A 14,475-nucleotide genomic window follows, 5' to 3' on the forward strand; every position below is an offset into this window, starting at 1 on the left:
GGACGCTGTCCCGGGGCGGCCGGAATCGGCGCGCCCGATAGTGAACGGTGAAGATGACGACGCCCGGGGACAGGCCCCGGGCGGTCGGTTGCTTTTATAGTGGAATCACGCACGGGGCGCCCTGTCAAGCACGACCCGCCCCCGCGGTTCAGCCCGCGAACAAGGCGGCGAGGATCGCGATCGTGAAAAACACCACGGTGAGCGTCGCCAGCACGCCGAAGATCACCAGCATCACGAGGGTGATGGTGCCCAGCTCGCGGCGCTGGCGCTCCGGATGTTCGGTGAACGCCCAGGTGTCGACCACGAGGGTGTCGCAGACCATGTCGTGGAGGGTCTGCTTGCGCGCCGTGAAGGCCGCCATCAGGAAGCCGATGCCGAGGGGAAGGCCGCTGAGGATGGTGGCGAAATAGCGGCCGACGGCGCGGGCCAGGCTGATCCGCGCGCCGTCGCTGCGGACGACCTTGATACCGATCGCCATCTTGCCGGGGGTGGCCATCGAGGACGATGCGTGGAACCAGGCGTAGTACGTCGCCGCGATCGCGATCGCGAGCAGCTGGAACACGACCTGCAGAACGACGAACCACGTCGCATCCAGCATCCCGCTGGCGCCGAGGAGGCCGACCAGCACGGCGCCGAGGAGGCCGTTCACGATCAGGCCGGCGACGCCGACGATCAGGCTGTCGATGATCGAGGCCGCGACCCGCTTCAGGAAGCCCGCGTAGACGATCTCGCCGCCCTGGACCACGGCGTCGGCGCGGTCCACGGGCGCTGTCGGCGCAGCGTAGGGCGAGGCCGTCTGCGCCCAGGCCTCGGGGATTGCGGCACCGTCGCGTTCGGTCAGTGGGCGCCATGCATCGGGGCCAGCGGCGTCCTCCACCGGCTCGGGCCCGGACGGCGCGACCGGCTCGAGTGTCCAGGCGTCGGGCGGCGGAGCCGGTGCCCCGGCGGTGTCCAGTTCATGCGCGAGCGTGCGCAGCGGTTGCCACTGGTCGAGACCGTCGCGCCAGACGAGGGTTTCGTCGCCGATCCGTCCGGCCTGCCGCAGGCCCAGCAGCTCCGTGGCGGCGAGTGGTCCCTGACGGGCGTTCGAGGCGTCGGCGTAATACCAGTGGGTCATCGTGGAACGTCCTGTCGATTGGCATGGGTGTGAAGCGGATACGCCGGTCAGTACCGGCATGCGGCCGGCAGGTGGGCACGGCGGAGATCGCCGCCGCAGCGCCATGCCCGGGCATCGGGATCGAACGACCAGCTGAGGCGGTGTCCGTCCACAGCGGAATGACCGACCCCCCGGAGCTGCACCGTGATTTCGCAGTGCCGGTCGGGACCGGTCTCAACGGCGCGGAGCGCCTGTACATGGCGGTGGCCGGCAAGCGCGGCGATCGACCCGTCGGATGCTCCGGCCCCCACGCCGGCACCGGGCGCCGGCACGATCGGGCAGGTGCCGTCGCGGGCGCGCTGGATCTCCGCGTGCTGGCGGAGCGGCGCGGCGGCCAGTGCGACCTCGGCGATGCGGGAGCGGACGACGTAATCGTTGTAGGCGGGCAGCGCGATCGCCGCCAGCAACGCGATCAGCGGGACCGCGCAGGCCGCAACGACGAGCACGACGATCCAGATCCAGTGCAGGCCGCGTCGGGTTGGAGGTACCGCCATGGCCGAAGCCGAGGCCGGAAGCGGGGGCGGCAGTGGCGGCAGGCCGACTGAGGCAGCGACCGATGCCAGCGGCACCCAGTCCGGCAGGCCCTCGTGCCAGACGGGCGTTTCGCCCCGGATCCGGCCGCCCTGGTACAGGCGCAGCAGATCATCGGCCTGCAGTGGACCCTGCCGGGTCGTGCCGGCGGCGTAGTACCACGACTGTGTCATCGGATCTCCGTCCGGTCCCGTTGCCCCGGCCGCATCGCGCGATCCATCCCCGGCCGGGAGTCCCCGCCGTTCATGCTACCTGTTCACATGCGCAGGGGCGCACGACGGACAACAAAAAGGCGCCTTCCGGCGCCTCCGTTGCCGAGCCCCGCCGCTCAGTGCACGGGTTCGGGCTCGTCGGCGAACATCTGCGTCTCCATCCATGCATACGCGGCTTCGCTGCCCGGCTGGTTGAAGAGGACCATCAGCACGACCCACTTGAGGTCGTCGAGATCCAGCTCGTCCTGGTCGAGCGCCATCGCCCGGTCCAGGACGAGCTCGCGCTGGTCCGAATCCAGGACGCCGTGCTGCTCGAGGAACAGCAGGAAGCCGCGGCACTCGACGTCGAGCCGGTCGAGTTCGGGCCCGGCATAGATGCGGGTCGGCCCGTTCGCCCGGACCGCAGGCAGGGCGGGGCGCTGATCGGCCAGGGCATCGAGCCAGTCGAAGGCCTTGCTGACTTCCGCGGGGCTGAAACCGGCCTGGAGCAGACCGCTCTGGAGGGTGTCCCGATCGCGCGCGAGATCGGCGTCCTCGGTGAAATAGTGTTCGAACAGGTAGAGCAGGACATCCAGGATGCTTTCTTTCATTTCCCCCGGCCTGCGCCCTCGGGCGCGGTGTGTCAGGACTTTCGGGAATACCGACCGTGTGCGGCTTCGACACGTCCATCCAGCTCCATGACCAGCAGCATGGCCGACAGGCGGGCCACCGTCAATCCGCTGCGGGCCACCAGTTCATCCATACCGCTTGGGTCGAAACCGAGTGCGGCCCACAACCGGTTGTAGTCCGGGTCGGCCGGTGCGGAGGGGCAGGAAGGGGGCGGAGGCGTCGTCGCCTCCCCCTGGGTGGGGGCGGGCAGCCGCATGCGCAAGTCGTCGGCCAGCGCGCCGGCCAACGGTGCCAGCGTGGCGATCACCTCGTCCGGTGATTCCACCAGCTGGGCGCCGTCCCGGAGCAGGCGGTGGCAGCCGCGCGCCATCGGGTTGTGGATGGAACCGGGGATCGCGAACACCTCGCGCCCGGCATCGCCGGCGAGCCGCGCGGTGATCAACGCCCCCGAGCGGTGTGCCGCCTCCACGACCAGGGTGCCGAGCGCGAGGCCGGCGACGATCCGGTTACGGCTCGGGAACTGCTCGCGGCGGGCCGGGGTGCCGGGCGGGTATTCGCTGGCGACCGCGCCCCCGGCCGCGATGCGCGCATGCAGGGCGGTGTTGCTGCGTGGATACGGCTGGTCGATGCCGCTGCCGAGGATCGCCACCGTCAGGCCCCCGGCGTCCAGCGCGGCGGCATGGGCGGCCGCGTCGATGCCGCTGGCCAGGCCGCTGACGACGGCCAGCCCGGCCGCGACGAAGCTCCGCGCGAACGCGGCTGCGGTATCGCGCCCACCGGCGGTCGGCGCGCGGCTGCCGACCACAGCGATCGCCGGGTGCCACAACGCCGTCGGATCCCCGTCCACGAACAGGGCCAGCGGCGGGCTCGGTGCCCGCCGCAGCAGGGCGGGATAGTCCGGATCGTGCCATCCGAGCAGATGCCGCCGTGGACCCTCGTCGAGCCAGCGACGCGAACGCGCCAGCGCGGCGGGCGGTGCCTGCAGGACGTCGCATTGCGCGGCGTCGAGGCCGCATGCGCGCCAGGTCGCGGGGCCGCCGGCCAGTGCGGCCAGCGGGTCGCCGGCCCGCTCCAGGAGCAGGCGCCGCGCCGCGGTGCCGCCGCCGGCATGGACGAGGCGGAGCAGGGCATCGAGTCGACGGTCGGAGTGGGTCGCCATGACGCGACCCTAGGCGAGGTGCCGCTGTCCGGCAGTCGGTCACGCGCCGGGCGCGCCGTAGGAGATTGCAGCGGAGTCCAGGGTGCCGGAAACGGACACGGCGCCCGGAGGCGCCGTGTCGGGACCACATCGCATCCTGCGGATCAGTAAGGCGCGTCGGGGTGCTTGAGGCGGTAACCGGTCTGCACCGGCTTGGTCCCTTCCATCACCAGCGCATAGCTCACATGGTCGAAGGTGCGGAACACCATCGCATGGGCGGCGTACTCGTCGGGCATACGGTCGCGGCGGCTGCCGGCGTTCGGTGCCTCGGTCATCTGCGAGGAGTTCGGATAGCGCACGCGATCGACGACATTCGGGCCTTCGCGCCAGATCGAGAACACCGTGCCGTTGTCGACACCCGATGCGCGACCGGCGGAGATCGCGATCACGTCGCGCGGTCCACCGGTGAGCAGCATGTCGGCCACGCCGAGCACCTGGGGATCGGCGGCCAGTGCGTCGGCCACGGGCGGATGCGGGAAGAACTGCAGGTCGTAGGGCTGCGGATTCACCGGCACGAGGCGGTCGCCGGGACGGGCTTCGAAGCCGTTGTTGTCGACCGTGAGCGTCGCCATCTCGCTGTCGGTGGTCGGGCCACGGACCACGGTGGCCACGCCCATCTGGACCATCTCGTAACCGAGGAACGCGTCCTGGCCACGCAGGCGGGGCAGTACCTGCCGCCACAGATCGCTCTCGCCGGCAATGCGCTTGCCGCGGAAATCGAGATCGCGCGAGCGCCGCGCACCGTAGAACTCGGTTGCCGCACGCTGGATCGCATAGCGCTGGCCCGGCTGCGCGCCGGCCAGACCGGCGACGTAGATCGCGCGCTCGGCGCTGCCGCGCAGGCGGGAATCCTCGGCAGCGACCACGTAGGGCAACTGTTCGAAATCGAACACGATGCTGCGGTTCTTCAGGAACGGCTCGATGTCCGACAACGCGATGGCATTGATCGGCGCCTCGGCGCGCGGGCCCGGCTGTGCCGTCACCCGGTTGAGGTAGGCCAGGCTGATCACGTCGCCCGGATAGATCAGGTGCGGATTGGCGATCTGCGGATTGGCCTGCCAGATTTCCGGCCAGAGCCAGGGCCGGTCGAGGAACCGTCCGGCGATCCCCCACAGCGTGTCCCCGCGGACCACGACATAGGTCTCGGGATGATCGCCGCGCATCTGCTGCGCGGCCGCGTACGTTGTGACGGTCAGCAGCGCGACGGCGCAAACCGTGCGAAGCGACCTTGAAAGGCGCTGAAGCCTGCCGGCCATCCTGTTGCTCCCCTTGAAGTTTTCCCCTTGCAGCGGCGCAATATAGCCTGAAACCCTCGCGCGGACGCAAGTGCACTGCACGTTACAATGCCGCGCTCCTCTCCGCGGCTGTGACCGCCTTCGCTGTTCGACACCATGGCCCTGCTCCCGATCCTCGAATATCCCAATGCCGGGCTGCGCAAGACCGCCGCTCCGGTCACCGACCAGCGCTTCGCCGACCCCGCGTTCCAGCGTCTGCTCGACGACATGTTCCAGACCATGTACGAAGCGCCCGGCATCGGCCTGGCGTCCACCCAGGTCGACGTGTTCGAACGCTTCATGGTGGTCGACGTCACCGAGACGCGCGACCAGCCGCTGGTGTTCGTCAACCCGGTGATCCGCGACCGCTCGGCGGACCTGCGCGTGCACACCGAGGGCTGCCTGTCGATTCCCGGCGTGTTCGCCGACGTGACCCGCGCCGACGGCATCGTGGTCGACGCCTTCGACCGCGAGGGCAAGCCCTTCTCGCTGACCGTGGACGGGCTGCTCGCCACCTGCGTGCAGCACGAGCTGGACCATCTCGACGGCAAACTCTTCATCGACTATCTCTCGCCGCTCAAGCGCGATCGCGCGATCAAGAAGCTCGAGAAGCTGCGCAAGGGCCGTGACTAGTGGGGCCGAGGTCGTGACGGTGGGACGGGAGGGGCCGGGCGCCGCGGATCCGCGGTCGACGCGGCCCTGCGGCGTGCCCGCCGCCGGCGTGCCGGGCTCCGCCGATCGCGGGGCGCGCCACGGATGAGACTCGTCTTTGCCGGCACGCCCGAGTTCGCCGTGCCGTCGCTGCTGGCTGCCGACGTCGCCAGCGAGGTCGTCGCGGTGTACACCCAGCCCGATCGCCCCGCGGGCCGTGGACGCATGCTGACGCCGTCGCCGGTCAAGCAGGCGGCGCTGACGCGGGGCATCGCAGTACGACAGCCGGCCCGGCTGAAGGGGCGGGAGGTGCTCGATGCGCTGCGCGCGCTGGAGCCCGACCTGATGATCGTGGTGGCCTATGGCCTGCTGCTGCCCCAGGCGGTCCTCGACATCCCGCGCTTCGGCTGCTGGAACGTACACGCCTCGCTGCTGCCGCGCTGGCGCGGCGCGGCCCCCATCCAGCGCGCGATCCAGGCCGGCGACAGCGAAACGGGCGTGTGCCTGATGCAGATGGAAAAAGGCCTCGACACCGGGCCGGTGCTGCTGCGTCAGACGCTTCCGATCGAATCCGACGACACCGGTGGCCGTCTGCACGACCGGCTGGCCGCGCTCGGCGCGCAGGTGCTGGCCGACGGCCTGGGCCTGTTGCGTGCCGGCATCCGGCCGGTGGCGCAGCCGCAGCCCCACGAAGGCGTGACCTATGCGCACAAGCTGGACAAGGCCGAGGCACGGCTCGACTGGGCCGGCCCGGCGCGCGCCCTGGCCGATACCGTGCGCGCGTTCGACCCGTGGCCGGTGGCCGAGGCCGAGGTGGCCGGCGAGCGCCTGCGGATCCATGCCGCACAGGCCCTGCCGCTCGCCCATGGCGCCGCGCCGGGCACCGTCGTGTTCGCCGGTCCCCAGGGCATCGACATCGCCTGCGGAGACGGCGCGCTGCGCCTGCTGCGGGTGCAACGCGCGGGTGGCAAGGTGATCGCGGCCGCCGACTATCTCAATGCGCGGCGCGACCTGCGCGGCGCGGCGTCGGGCTGACATGGCCGGCGCAGCCGTACCCGGCGCCGGCGTGCGCGTGCATGCGGCCGAGGTGCTCGACGCGGTGCTGCACCGCGGGGTCTCGCTGAAGGCGAGTCTGGCGAGCACGCTGCCGCAGCTTGCGGATGCGCGCGACCGCGCACTGCTCGAGGCGATCTGCTTTTCGGCGCTGCGCGGGCGCGCGCGCTACGACCGTGCGCTGGCGTCGTGGATGCCGAGGCCGCTTGGCCAGCGCGACGCATCGCTCCGCGCGCTGCTGTATGCGGGGTTCGCCCAGCTCGATCCGCTCGGTCTACCCGCGCATGCCGCACTGTCGGCCACCGTGGACGCCGCCCGCGGGCTCGGACGCAGCCATCAGGCCGGTCTGGTCAACGCCTTGTTGCGCCGCGCGCAGCGCGACGGCCTGCCCGCGGCGACGCCCGAGGACGTCTGGCCGGCGTGGCTGCTCGCGGAGCTGCGCACCGACTGGCCCGATGCGGTCGACGCGATCACCCTTGCCAGCGAGCGCATGGCGCCGCAGTGGCTGCGTGTGAACGGCCGGCGCCTCACGCGTGCCGCCTTCGCCCGACGGCTCGCCGATGCCGGCATCGAAGCCGCGAGTTCCGCGTCCGCGCCCGACGGTCTGTGCGTGCCGATCCCGGTACCGGTGGATGCCTTGCCCGGGTTCGCCGAAGGCGATGTCTCGATCCAGGACGGCGCGGCGCAACTGGTGGCCGATGCGCTCGCGCCACCCTCGGGGGGGCGGGTGCTGGATGCCTGCGCGGCGCCGGGCGGCAAGAGTGCACACCTGCTCGAACGCGATCCCGCCCTGCGCCTGGTCGCGCTCGAGATCGCGCCGGCGCGCGTGGCGCGCATCACCGAGACCTTCGCCCGGCTCGGCATCGGCGAACGCGCCAGCGTGCGCGCAGTGGATGCGCTGGACCTCGGGCGCTGGTGGGACGGCGTGCCGTTCGACGCGGTTCTCGTCGACGCGCCGTGCTCGGCGACCGGGATCGTGCGGCGTCAGCCCGACGTGCTGCTGCACCGCCGCGAGCGCGACATCGATGCGCTCGTCGCCCTGCAGGCGCGTCTGCTGGACACGCTCGCCGGGGTGGTCGCACCCGGCGGAACGCTGCTCTATGCCACCTGTTCGATCCTGCGCCGGGAGAACAGCGCGCAGGTCGCCGATTTTCTCGCGCGGCACCCCGAATTCGCGCTCGCGCCGCTGGATGCCCGGTTCGGTCGCGACACCGGCACCGGTCACCAGCGGCTGCCGGGCGACGATGCGATGGACGGGTTCTTCTACGCGCGGCTCGTGCGCGCCGCCTGAGCTGCGCCGAGTCGCGACATGCGCCCGGTAGAATCGCCGCCATGCCGACCCCCGCCGCCAGCCTGATCATCAGCGCCTACAACAACGCCGACTGGCTGCAACGCTGCCTGTGGGGCTATGCGCGCCAGGACCGCACGGATTTCGAGTTGATCGTCACCGACGACGGCTCCGGGCCGGATGTCGGGGCGCTGGTCGAGCGCATGGCCGCCGAGCTGCCGTTCCCGGTGCGCCACGTCTGGCACGAGGACGCGGGCTTCAGGAAGTGCACCATCCTCAACCGCGGCATCGAGGTGGCGCGCGCCGACTACCTGGTGTTTTCCGACGGCGACTGCGTGCCGCGCGCGGATTTCGTCAGCCAGCACCTGCGCCTGCGCGAACCCGGGCGGTATCTCGGTGGCGGTTACTGCAAATTGCCGATGGACCTCAGCCGGAAGATCGACCGCGACGTCATCGCGCGGGGCCTGCACACCGATCTCGACTGGCTCAAGGCCAACGGTCTGCCGCGCAGGAAGCGCTCGCTCAAGCTCTGGGCGCGGCCGGGCTGGCGCGAGCGCGTGCTCAACGCCGCCACGCCGACCAAGCCGCGCTGGGCCGGCAACAACGCCTCGGGCTGGAAGGCCGACCTCGTGCGCGTCAACGGCTTCGACGAGCGCATGACCTACGGCGGCGAGGATCTCGAACTCGGCGAGCGGCTCGCCAATGCCGGCGTCACCGGCAAGCAGATCCGCTTCTCAGCGGTGTGCGTGCATCTCGACCACGCGCGTGGCTACGTCAAGCCGGAGATGAAGGCCGCCAACCAGGCGATCCGCGATGCGGTGCAGGCCGGACGGCGGACCTGGACCGAATTCGGTCTGGTGCACGGGCCGAAGGCCTGAGGTCGAGCCGGGGGACGGTGCGTGTGCGCGCCTGATGGTCGGGCGGGTACGGCGCTTCGCGCGCGATCGGGCTCCAGCGGGACCGCTTGTCACGCGGATTTCCACAGCGCAACAGGCGGATCGCGCGTGTCGTCCTGCGCGTCTCCGCCGTCGACCAAGGGGCTCGGCCAAGCCTGCTGGCGCACGGTCCGAGGAGGGCGGTGACAATGCACCGATCGATCGCACCGATGGCGAAGCGTGCGCGCGCGCGATCGGGAAGTTCCGGGACCGCCGATTCCAAACGAGCGCGTCTCGGCACTGCGTGCGGATTGCGCACGTCATCCTGCGCGTCCGCATCGTCGACGGGTCGGGCCATCAACGCCCCCTGATGCGCGGGCGGGAGCCGGTGACGGCATCGCGATCGATCGCACCGAGAGCGAAGCGATCGCGCGTGATCGAGAGTTTCGCGGACCGCCGATTCCGGGCGAGCGCGCTTCAGCAAGGGCGTGCGGGCGGATCGCGCGGCTCATTCCGCGCGTCCGCAGCGTCGGTGAGCCGGGCCTGGCAGGGCCTGACGCGCGGGGCGGGCCGGTGACGGCGCAACGCTCGATCGACCCGGATGCAGGTGGGCGGCCGTGCACGAGCGGGCATCACCGCGACCGCCCGCCGCGCGCGCCCTGCAAATGTGTGCGCGGGCAGGGCGAGCGCTCAGGACACCGCGCGCAGGCGCCGGTATTTTTCCATCACGTAACCGGCCTGTGCCTTGTGGAAGCGCCAGCCCGGCGCGCCGTCGAGGAATGCGCCGCGCAACAGGTACTGCTTGAGCAGATACGCGGCGGCATGCAGGGGGCCGTCGAGCGCGCTGGCGCGCTTGCCGGCGTCGCGACGCTGCTGCGCCCACAGCGTGGCGTACTTCGACAGTTTGTCGACGTGCTCGGCGTAGCTGCGCGAGGTGTCGTGCTCGAAATCGGCATCGAGCTTCGCAACCGTCTTGCCCTCCAGATCCGGGCGTTCGTGCACCTGCGAGGGCAGATAACGCCAGCCCGCGCGGACCAGGCGCTCCATCGGCTCGCCGCCGCGCAGGCGATGGCCGAGGAACCAGTTGCGGCGGGTCAGCAGCCAGGCATCGGCGGTCTCGACACGGCCATTTGCGAACAGTGCGCGGATCGTCGCCTCGGTGCCCGGCGACAGCCATTCGTCCGCGTCGAGCAGCAACAGCCAGTCGTGCGCGGCCAGCGTATTGGCGAAGGTCTTCTGCGCCGCATAGCCCAGCCAGTCCTGGTGCACGACACGCGCGCCGTGCGCGGTGGCGACTTCGACCGTGTCGTCGGTCGAGCCGGAATCCACGACGACGAGTTCGGCGCACAGGCCGCGCATCGAATCGAGGCAGCGGCCGATGCGGTCGCCCTCGTTCTTCGTAATGACGACGCCGGAGATCGGCAGCGGCGCGATGGCGGAGGCGGGAATCGACATGTCGCGATTGTCGCCGATCACGCGGGCCGCGTCCGGGCGCGGCGGGGCGCGTTGGTATGATGCCGGCGCCGCATGCGCGGCGTCGCCCCGATGTCCATGACCGCGTCCGTCCGCCCCACCGTCAGCGTGCTCGTCTCGAGCTACAACTACGCCGCGTTCGTCGTCGAGGCGATCGAGTCGGTGCTCGCGCAGACCGAGCCGGCGCTGGAGATCATCATCGTGGACGACGGCTCGCGCGACGGCTCGCCCGAGCTGCTGCGTCGGCACTACGGCGACCATCCCGAGGTCACGCTGATCGAGCAGGCCAACGGCGGCCAGCTGCAGGCCTGGATCACCGGATTCGCGCAGGCGCGCGGCGACATCATCGCGCTCCTCGATTCCGACGATCGCTGGAACCCCGATTACCTGCAGCGCATCGTCGACGTCTACGCCGCGCGGCCCGAGGTCGATTTCGTCTACACGAACATGCAGCTGTTCGGCGATCTCGGCGAGCCGATGTTCAAGCCCGGCCCGGATCGCGACCTCGGCCTGTCGATCCTGCTCAACGCCTACTACCACCGCTTCCAGGGCGCGGCGACCTCGGCGGTGAGCCTGCGCAGCGCGCTGATGGCGCGCCTGCTGGCCCTGCCGCCCGAGCGCGCCGCCGACTGGCTGTCGCGTCCGGACGACTGCATCGTCTACGGCGCCGACATCCTCGGCGCGCACAAGGTCTATCTGGCCGACACCCTGGTCGGCCATCGCGAACACGGCAGCAACGCGCTCAAGTCCTTCGGGCCGTCGCCGCTGCGTGTGTACCGGCACGTCGTCGGCAGCGAACGCATGCTGGAGTTCTATCGCCGGCAGGCCGGCATCACGCCGCGCTGGCTGCGCATGGCCAAGGCCGAGTTCCGCACCAAGCCCGCGCCGACGTTCTGGGAACTGCGTGCCTACAGCTGGCTGCTGTTCCAGGCACCGATGCCGCTGGCCAAGCGCATCGAGCACTGGGTGGGCATGCTCGGTCACTACCTGAAATCGCGCCGCCGCTGAGCGGCGCGCGCCGTCACCAGCGCAGCGGGCGGCGTGCGATCGCCGCGGCCAGTCGCGCGTGGAGGCGCTCGGCGTCGGACAGCGGCAGCAAGCGCAGCCGGAGCTGCGGGGCCAGCGCGCCGGCGCCGGCCGTGTCGAGCCACACCGAGGCCATGCCGAAGCCGCGATCCAGCGGCGACTGGCGCAGTTCCACCGCCTGCAGCTTGCCGATTTCGGCCAGCCGCCAGTGCCGGCTCCACCAGCCTTCGCGCACCGCGACGAGGGCATCGTCGATCGCGTAACCGGCACGCGCGGCGTGGCGGCGGGCGACGAACCCCGACCACGGCAGCCACAGCAGGCCGAGCGCGCCCCACCACTGGAAGAACCACGCGAGCACTCCGCACAGCACCGCGGTCAGCAGCGCGTCGCCGAGCAGCAGCCGCAGCCACGCGCGTGGATGCAGCGGGCGCCATTCGGCCGGTGGCCAGGCGGGCAGTACGGCGATGTCGCGCAGGATCGCGTCGCAGGTATCGGGCGGGGCGATCGGGGCCAACGCGTCCAGGCCACGTTGGCCGTTCGCGTTGCCCTGGCCGTCGCCGGCGCGTGCGCTGGCAGTGTCGATCTCCAGCGTGCGCCGCGCGAAGAGGCGATGCAGCACGCTCTCGCGCAGCGTCCAGGCCTGGATGCGCCGCCGCGGCACACTGCTGCGCGACCGGCTCAGCAGGCCGCGTTCGACGGTCAGGCGGCGACCCTGCCGCTGCAGGCGGAAGCCGTGGTAGCGGACCAGGGCGAGCAGCACGGAAAACGCACGGATCAGAGCCAGCGCCACAGCCACGAAGGCCGCGAGCACCATGCCCTTGGCGAGCCAGGTCGTGGCGAAGCCGCTCGCATAGCCGAACGCCTCCCGGCCGCCTTCGAACAGCCAGCGGCCCATCGTACGTTCGGGCAGCACCTGGAACGACAGCGCCACGGCGCCGGCGACGACGATCATGCCGCGGTTGGAGATCAGCCCCAGCTTGACGACTTCGATGGTCGACAGCGCCAGCAACGTGGTGCCGGCCGGGGCCGGGGGTGCCGCGCCGTCGGCGGCGGCCGTCGCCGGCGCGCTGCCGCGATCGCGGATCAGCTGTTCCAGCGCCAGCGCCTCGGGCAGCCGGAGGACGCGCATCTCCGCTTCGGGCTTGGTGCCGCCGGCCGATTCCAGCCGCACCTCGGCCACGCCGATCAGCCGGTGCAGCAGCGATTGATGGATCGCCACGTTGTGGATGCGCGAGTACGGAATCTGCCGCACGCTGCGCTCGAGCAGGCCGCTGCGCACGATCAGGCGATCGTCGGCGATGCGGTAGCGGAACGTCAGGTACTGCCAGATCGAGACCACTACCAGGGCGCCGACGCCGAGCATCGGCAGCCACCACGGGTAGCCGTCGTCGCGGCGCCCGCCGGCGAACAGCAGCACGGCCAGCGGCACGATGAACTGCCGCAGGTTCTGCAGCAGCACGAACAGCCAGGACCCCGGATGCAGCCGGCGCTCGGCATCCGCGGGCAGCAGCGGTGAGACCGCTTCAGGCGTCGTCATGGTCGTCGTCGCGGGCGGCGCGCGCGGCCAGCGCATCGCGCAGGCGCTCGGCCTCGGCGTGGCCGAGGCCGCTGACCGACACCGCGCTGTTGCGGGTGCCGGCGGTGTGCACGATCAGCGTCGACAGGCCGAAGGCGCGCTCCAGCGGGCCGCGGCGGATGTCGAGATGCTGCACGCGCGAGCCGGGCACGCGTGTGTCGCTGCGCCACATGTGCCCGCGGCGGATGCCGAAGCCGTCGTCGTCGAGGCGCCAGCGGGTGCGCAGCCAGCGCCGGCGTGCGAGCCACACCGTCCACGCCGGAATCAACAGAAGTGCCGCACCGGCAATCGCGAGCCAAACGCCATCGGTCGCGAGCGACAACGGCGTGCGCGTGCGGGCAAGGGTGCCGACGCCGAGCGCGATCGTCAGTGGCACCAGCGTGCCGAACAGGGTCGACAGCGTGGCCAGCGTGCGTGCGCGCACCGGCAGCGGTTGCCAGACGTCGGTTTCCACCTGCGGCGCGTCGGCTGGCGGCGCGGGCACGGCGACGGGAGTCACCGGCGGCAAGGGGGGCGGGCCCGCGGAGTCAGGATCGCGGTCGGTCATCGGCAGGGGCTCATCGGCGGCGTTCCAGGTCGAGATAGGGGTTGTCGTCGCCGGAGCCCGACGGCCGCGCCTTGTAGCGCTTGTAGGTCCACTGGTACTGCGCGGGGTCGCGACGTGCGATGTGCTCGACCCCGGCGTTGAGCGCGCTTGCCGCACGGTGCGCGTCCGCATCGGCGATGCCCTCGGGCGCTGCTTCGATCCGCAGTTCGAAGTCCGGCCCGTCCGCGATGCGTTCGCACCAGGCGTACAGCACGACCGCGCCGGTGCGTTCGGCGAGCCGCGAGACCAGGGTCATCGTCAGTGCGGGCATGCCGAAGAACGGCGCGAAGACACCGTCGCCGGCCTTGGGTTGCTGATCCGGCAGGATGCCGACCACGCCGCCGCCGGCGAGCGTCTTCCACAACTGACGCACAGCCGGTCCCTCGGCGCGGACCTGGCGCACCCGGTCCGGCACGCCGGCGCGCACCAGGCGCAGGAAGGCCTCGCCGACCGCGGAATCGGGCGCACGGTAAAGGATGGAGATCGGCGTGCGGGCGGCGAGCCACTGATTGAGCAGTTCCCAGTTGCCGAAATGCGGCGCGACGACGATGAGGCCCGTGCCCGAGGCCAGCGCCGCGTCGAACAGGCCCACGCCATGCTGCGCACGGATCGCGCGGAGATTGCGCGCATGCGGCCGCGTCCACAGCCGCAGGGTTTCCAGTGTCTGCAGTGCGGTCGTGCGCAGCACCGCGCGCTGCAGTGCATCGCGCTCGTCCGGGGACAGCTCGGGATAGGCGAGTTCGAGATTGCGCAACGCCACCCGGCTTTCACGCGTGCCGGCCATGCGGCCGAGCGCGGCCGCGCCATCGGCGAGACGCCTTCGCACGGCGGTCGGCAGTGCGCCCACCAGCGTGGCGAGCAGATAGAGCAGGCGTGCGGCGACAGCGGACATGGGCCGGAGTCTAGGCGGTGTCGGCGGAACGGGGATAGATGCGCGGACGGTCGATCGCCGCTTCGCGGGCGCGAC

The 14,475-nt window shown here is 71.4% G+C and carries 14 protein-coding genes; 5 read left to right on the forward strand and 9 right to left on the reverse strand.

Annotated elements, in window-relative coordinates:
- Window positions 1–148 precede the first annotated feature (148 nt).
- The 5 genes from H0E82_RS06085 to H0E82_RS06105 form a co-directional block, all read right to left on the reverse strand.
- Window positions 149–1,117 carry an RDD family protein gene (locus H0E82_RS06085; RefSeq protein WP_180544553.1) on the reverse strand — a complete coding sequence of 323 codons (969 nt, stop codon included), beginning with the start codon at window positions 1,115–1,117 and terminating at the stop codon, window positions 149–151.
- A 47-nt stretch (window positions 1,118–1,164) separates the two neighbouring features.
- Window positions 1,165–1,860 (reverse strand): GYF domain-containing protein, encoded by a 696-nt coding sequence (locus tag H0E82_RS06090; protein WP_180544554.1) that lies wholly within the window; start codon window positions 1,858–1,860, stop codon window positions 1,165–1,167.
- A gap of 155 nt (window positions 1,861–2,015) precedes the next feature.
- Window positions 2,016–2,489, reverse strand: coding sequence for a DUF494 family protein (locus H0E82_RS06095; protein ID WP_180544555.1), 474 nt, complete (start codon window positions 2,487–2,489; stop codon window positions 2,016–2,018).
- A gap of 32 nt (window positions 2,490–2,521) precedes the next feature.
- On the reverse strand, window positions 2,522–3,667 hold the full coding sequence (gene dprA, locus H0E82_RS06100) for a DNA-processing protein DprA (protein ID WP_180544556.1): 1,146 nt from the start codon (window positions 3,665–3,667) through the stop codon (window positions 2,522–2,524).
- 143 nt (window positions 3,668–3,810) lie between these two features.
- Entirely contained in the window at window positions 3,811–4,962 is a 1,152-nt protein-coding gene (locus tag H0E82_RS06105) for a LysM peptidoglycan-binding domain-containing protein (protein WP_180544557.1), read from the reverse strand.
- A gap of 135 nt (window positions 4,963–5,097) precedes the next feature.
- Here H0E82_RS06105 and def point away from each other — a divergent pair, with 135 nt between their 5' ends.
- From def to H0E82_RS06125, 4 genes are all read left to right on the forward strand, one after another.
- Window positions 5,098–5,613, forward strand: coding sequence for a peptide deformylase (gene def / locus H0E82_RS06110; protein ID WP_180544558.1), 516 nt, complete (start codon window positions 5,098–5,100; stop codon window positions 5,611–5,613).
- Window positions 5,614–5,736: 123 nt separating this feature from the next.
- Window positions 5,737–6,666, forward strand: coding sequence for a methionyl-tRNA formyltransferase (gene fmt, locus H0E82_RS06115; RefSeq protein WP_180544559.1), 930 nt, complete (start codon window positions 5,737–5,739; stop codon window positions 6,664–6,666).
- A gap of 1 nt (window position 6,667) precedes the next feature.
- Window positions 6,668–7,975 (forward strand): 16S rRNA (cytosine(967)-C(5))-methyltransferase RsmB, encoded by a 1,308-nt coding sequence (rsmB, locus tag H0E82_RS06120; protein ID WP_180544560.1) that lies wholly within the window; start codon window positions 6,668–6,670, stop codon window positions 7,973–7,975.
- A gap of 41 nt (window positions 7,976–8,016) precedes the next feature.
- On the forward strand, window positions 8,017–8,850 hold the full coding sequence (locus H0E82_RS06125) for a glycosyltransferase family 2 protein (protein WP_180544561.1): 834 nt from the start codon (window positions 8,017–8,019) through the stop codon (window positions 8,848–8,850).
- Between the two features lie 687 nt (window positions 8,851–9,537).
- Here H0E82_RS06125 and H0E82_RS06130 read toward each other — a convergent pair.
- Window positions 9,538–10,302, reverse strand: a complete 765-nt coding sequence (locus tag H0E82_RS06130) for a glycosyltransferase family 2 protein (RefSeq protein ID WP_180544562.1) — start codon at window positions 10,300–10,302, stop codon at window positions 9,538–9,540.
- 96 nt (window positions 10,303–10,398) lie between these two features.
- Between H0E82_RS06130 and H0E82_RS06135 the strand changes: the two genes are divergently transcribed.
- Window positions 10,399–11,328 carry a glycosyltransferase family 2 protein gene (locus H0E82_RS06135; RefSeq protein ID WP_180544563.1) on the forward strand — a complete coding sequence of 310 codons (930 nt, stop codon included), beginning with the start codon at window positions 10,399–10,401 and terminating at the stop codon, window positions 11,326–11,328.
- Between the two features lie 13 nt (window positions 11,329–11,341).
- Here the strand turns inward: H0E82_RS06135 and H0E82_RS06140 are convergent, their stop codons facing one another.
- Genes H0E82_RS06140 through H0E82_RS06150 form a run of 3 tightly spaced genes read right to left on the reverse strand, consistent with a single transcriptional unit; the run spans window position 11,342 to window position 14,400 of the window.
- Window positions 11,342–12,883 carry a PH domain-containing protein gene (locus tag H0E82_RS06140; protein WP_180544564.1) on the reverse strand — a complete coding sequence of 514 codons (1,542 nt, stop codon included), beginning with the start codon at window positions 12,881–12,883 and terminating at the stop codon, window positions 11,342–11,344.
- The gene (locus tag H0E82_RS06145) at window positions 12,870–13,421 is read right to left on the reverse strand and encodes a PH domain-containing protein (protein ID WP_328796964.1); all 552 of its coding nucleotides are present in this window, start codon (window positions 13,419–13,421) and stop codon (window positions 12,870–12,872) included. Before H0E82_RS06145 ends, H0E82_RS06140 begins: the two co-directional genes overlap by 14 nt.
- Before the next feature lie 58 nt (window positions 13,422–13,479).
- Window positions 13,480–14,400 carry a lauroyl acyltransferase gene (locus H0E82_RS06150; RefSeq protein ID WP_180544566.1) on the reverse strand — a complete coding sequence of 307 codons (921 nt, stop codon included), beginning with the start codon at window positions 14,398–14,400 and terminating at the stop codon, window positions 13,480–13,482.
- Window positions 14,401–14,475: the final 75 nt, after the last annotated feature.

Source organism: Luteimonas deserti, assembly GCF_013425765.1.
Lineage (GTDB): Bacteria > Pseudomonadota > Gammaproteobacteria > Xanthomonadales > Xanthomonadaceae > Luteimonas > Luteimonas deserti.

Coding starts and splice junctions, on each gene's coding strand:
- H0E82_RS06085 (WP_180544553.1), bottom strand. CDS start 1,117: ATGACCCACTGGTATTACGCCGACGCCTCGAACGCCCGTCAGGGACCA.
- H0E82_RS06090 (WP_180544554.1), bottom strand. CDS start 1,860: ATGACACAGTCGTGGTACTACGCCGCCGGCACGACCCGGCAGGGTCCA.
- H0E82_RS06095 (WP_180544555.1), bottom strand. CDS start 2,489: ATGAAAGAAAGCATCCTGGATGTCCTGCTCTACCTGTTCGAACACTAT.
- dprA (WP_180544556.1), bottom strand. CDS start 3,667: ATGGCGACCCACTCCGACCGTCGACTCGATGCCCTGCTCCGCCTCGTC.
- H0E82_RS06105 (WP_180544557.1), bottom strand. CDS start 4,962: ATGGCCGGCAGGCTTCAGCGCCTTTCAAGGTCGCTTCGCACGGTTTGC.
- def (WP_180544558.1), top strand. CDS start 5,098: ATGGCCCTGCTCCCGATCCTCGAATATCCCAATGCCGGGCTGCGCAAG.
- fmt (WP_180544559.1), top strand. CDS start 5,737: ATGAGACTCGTCTTTGCCGGCACGCCCGAGTTCGCCGTGCCGTCGCTG.
- rsmB (WP_180544560.1), top strand. CDS start 6,668: ATGGCCGGCGCAGCCGTACCCGGCGCCGGCGTGCGCGTGCATGCGGCC.
- H0E82_RS06125 (WP_180544561.1), top strand. CDS start 8,017: ATGCCGACCCCCGCCGCCAGCCTGATCATCAGCGCCTACAACAACGCC.
- H0E82_RS06130 (WP_180544562.1), bottom strand. CDS start 10,302: ATGTCGATTCCCGCCTCCGCCATCGCGCCGCTGCCGATCTCCGGCGTC.
- H0E82_RS06135 (WP_180544563.1), top strand. CDS start 10,399: ATGACCGCGTCCGTCCGCCCCACCGTCAGCGTGCTCGTCTCGAGCTAC.
- H0E82_RS06140 (WP_180544564.1), bottom strand. CDS start 12,883: ATGACGACGCCTGAAGCGGTCTCACCGCTGCTGCCCGCGGATGCCGAG.
- H0E82_RS06150 (WP_180544566.1), bottom strand. CDS start 14,400: ATGTCCGCTGTCGCCGCACGCCTGCTCTATCTGCTCGCCACGCTGGTG.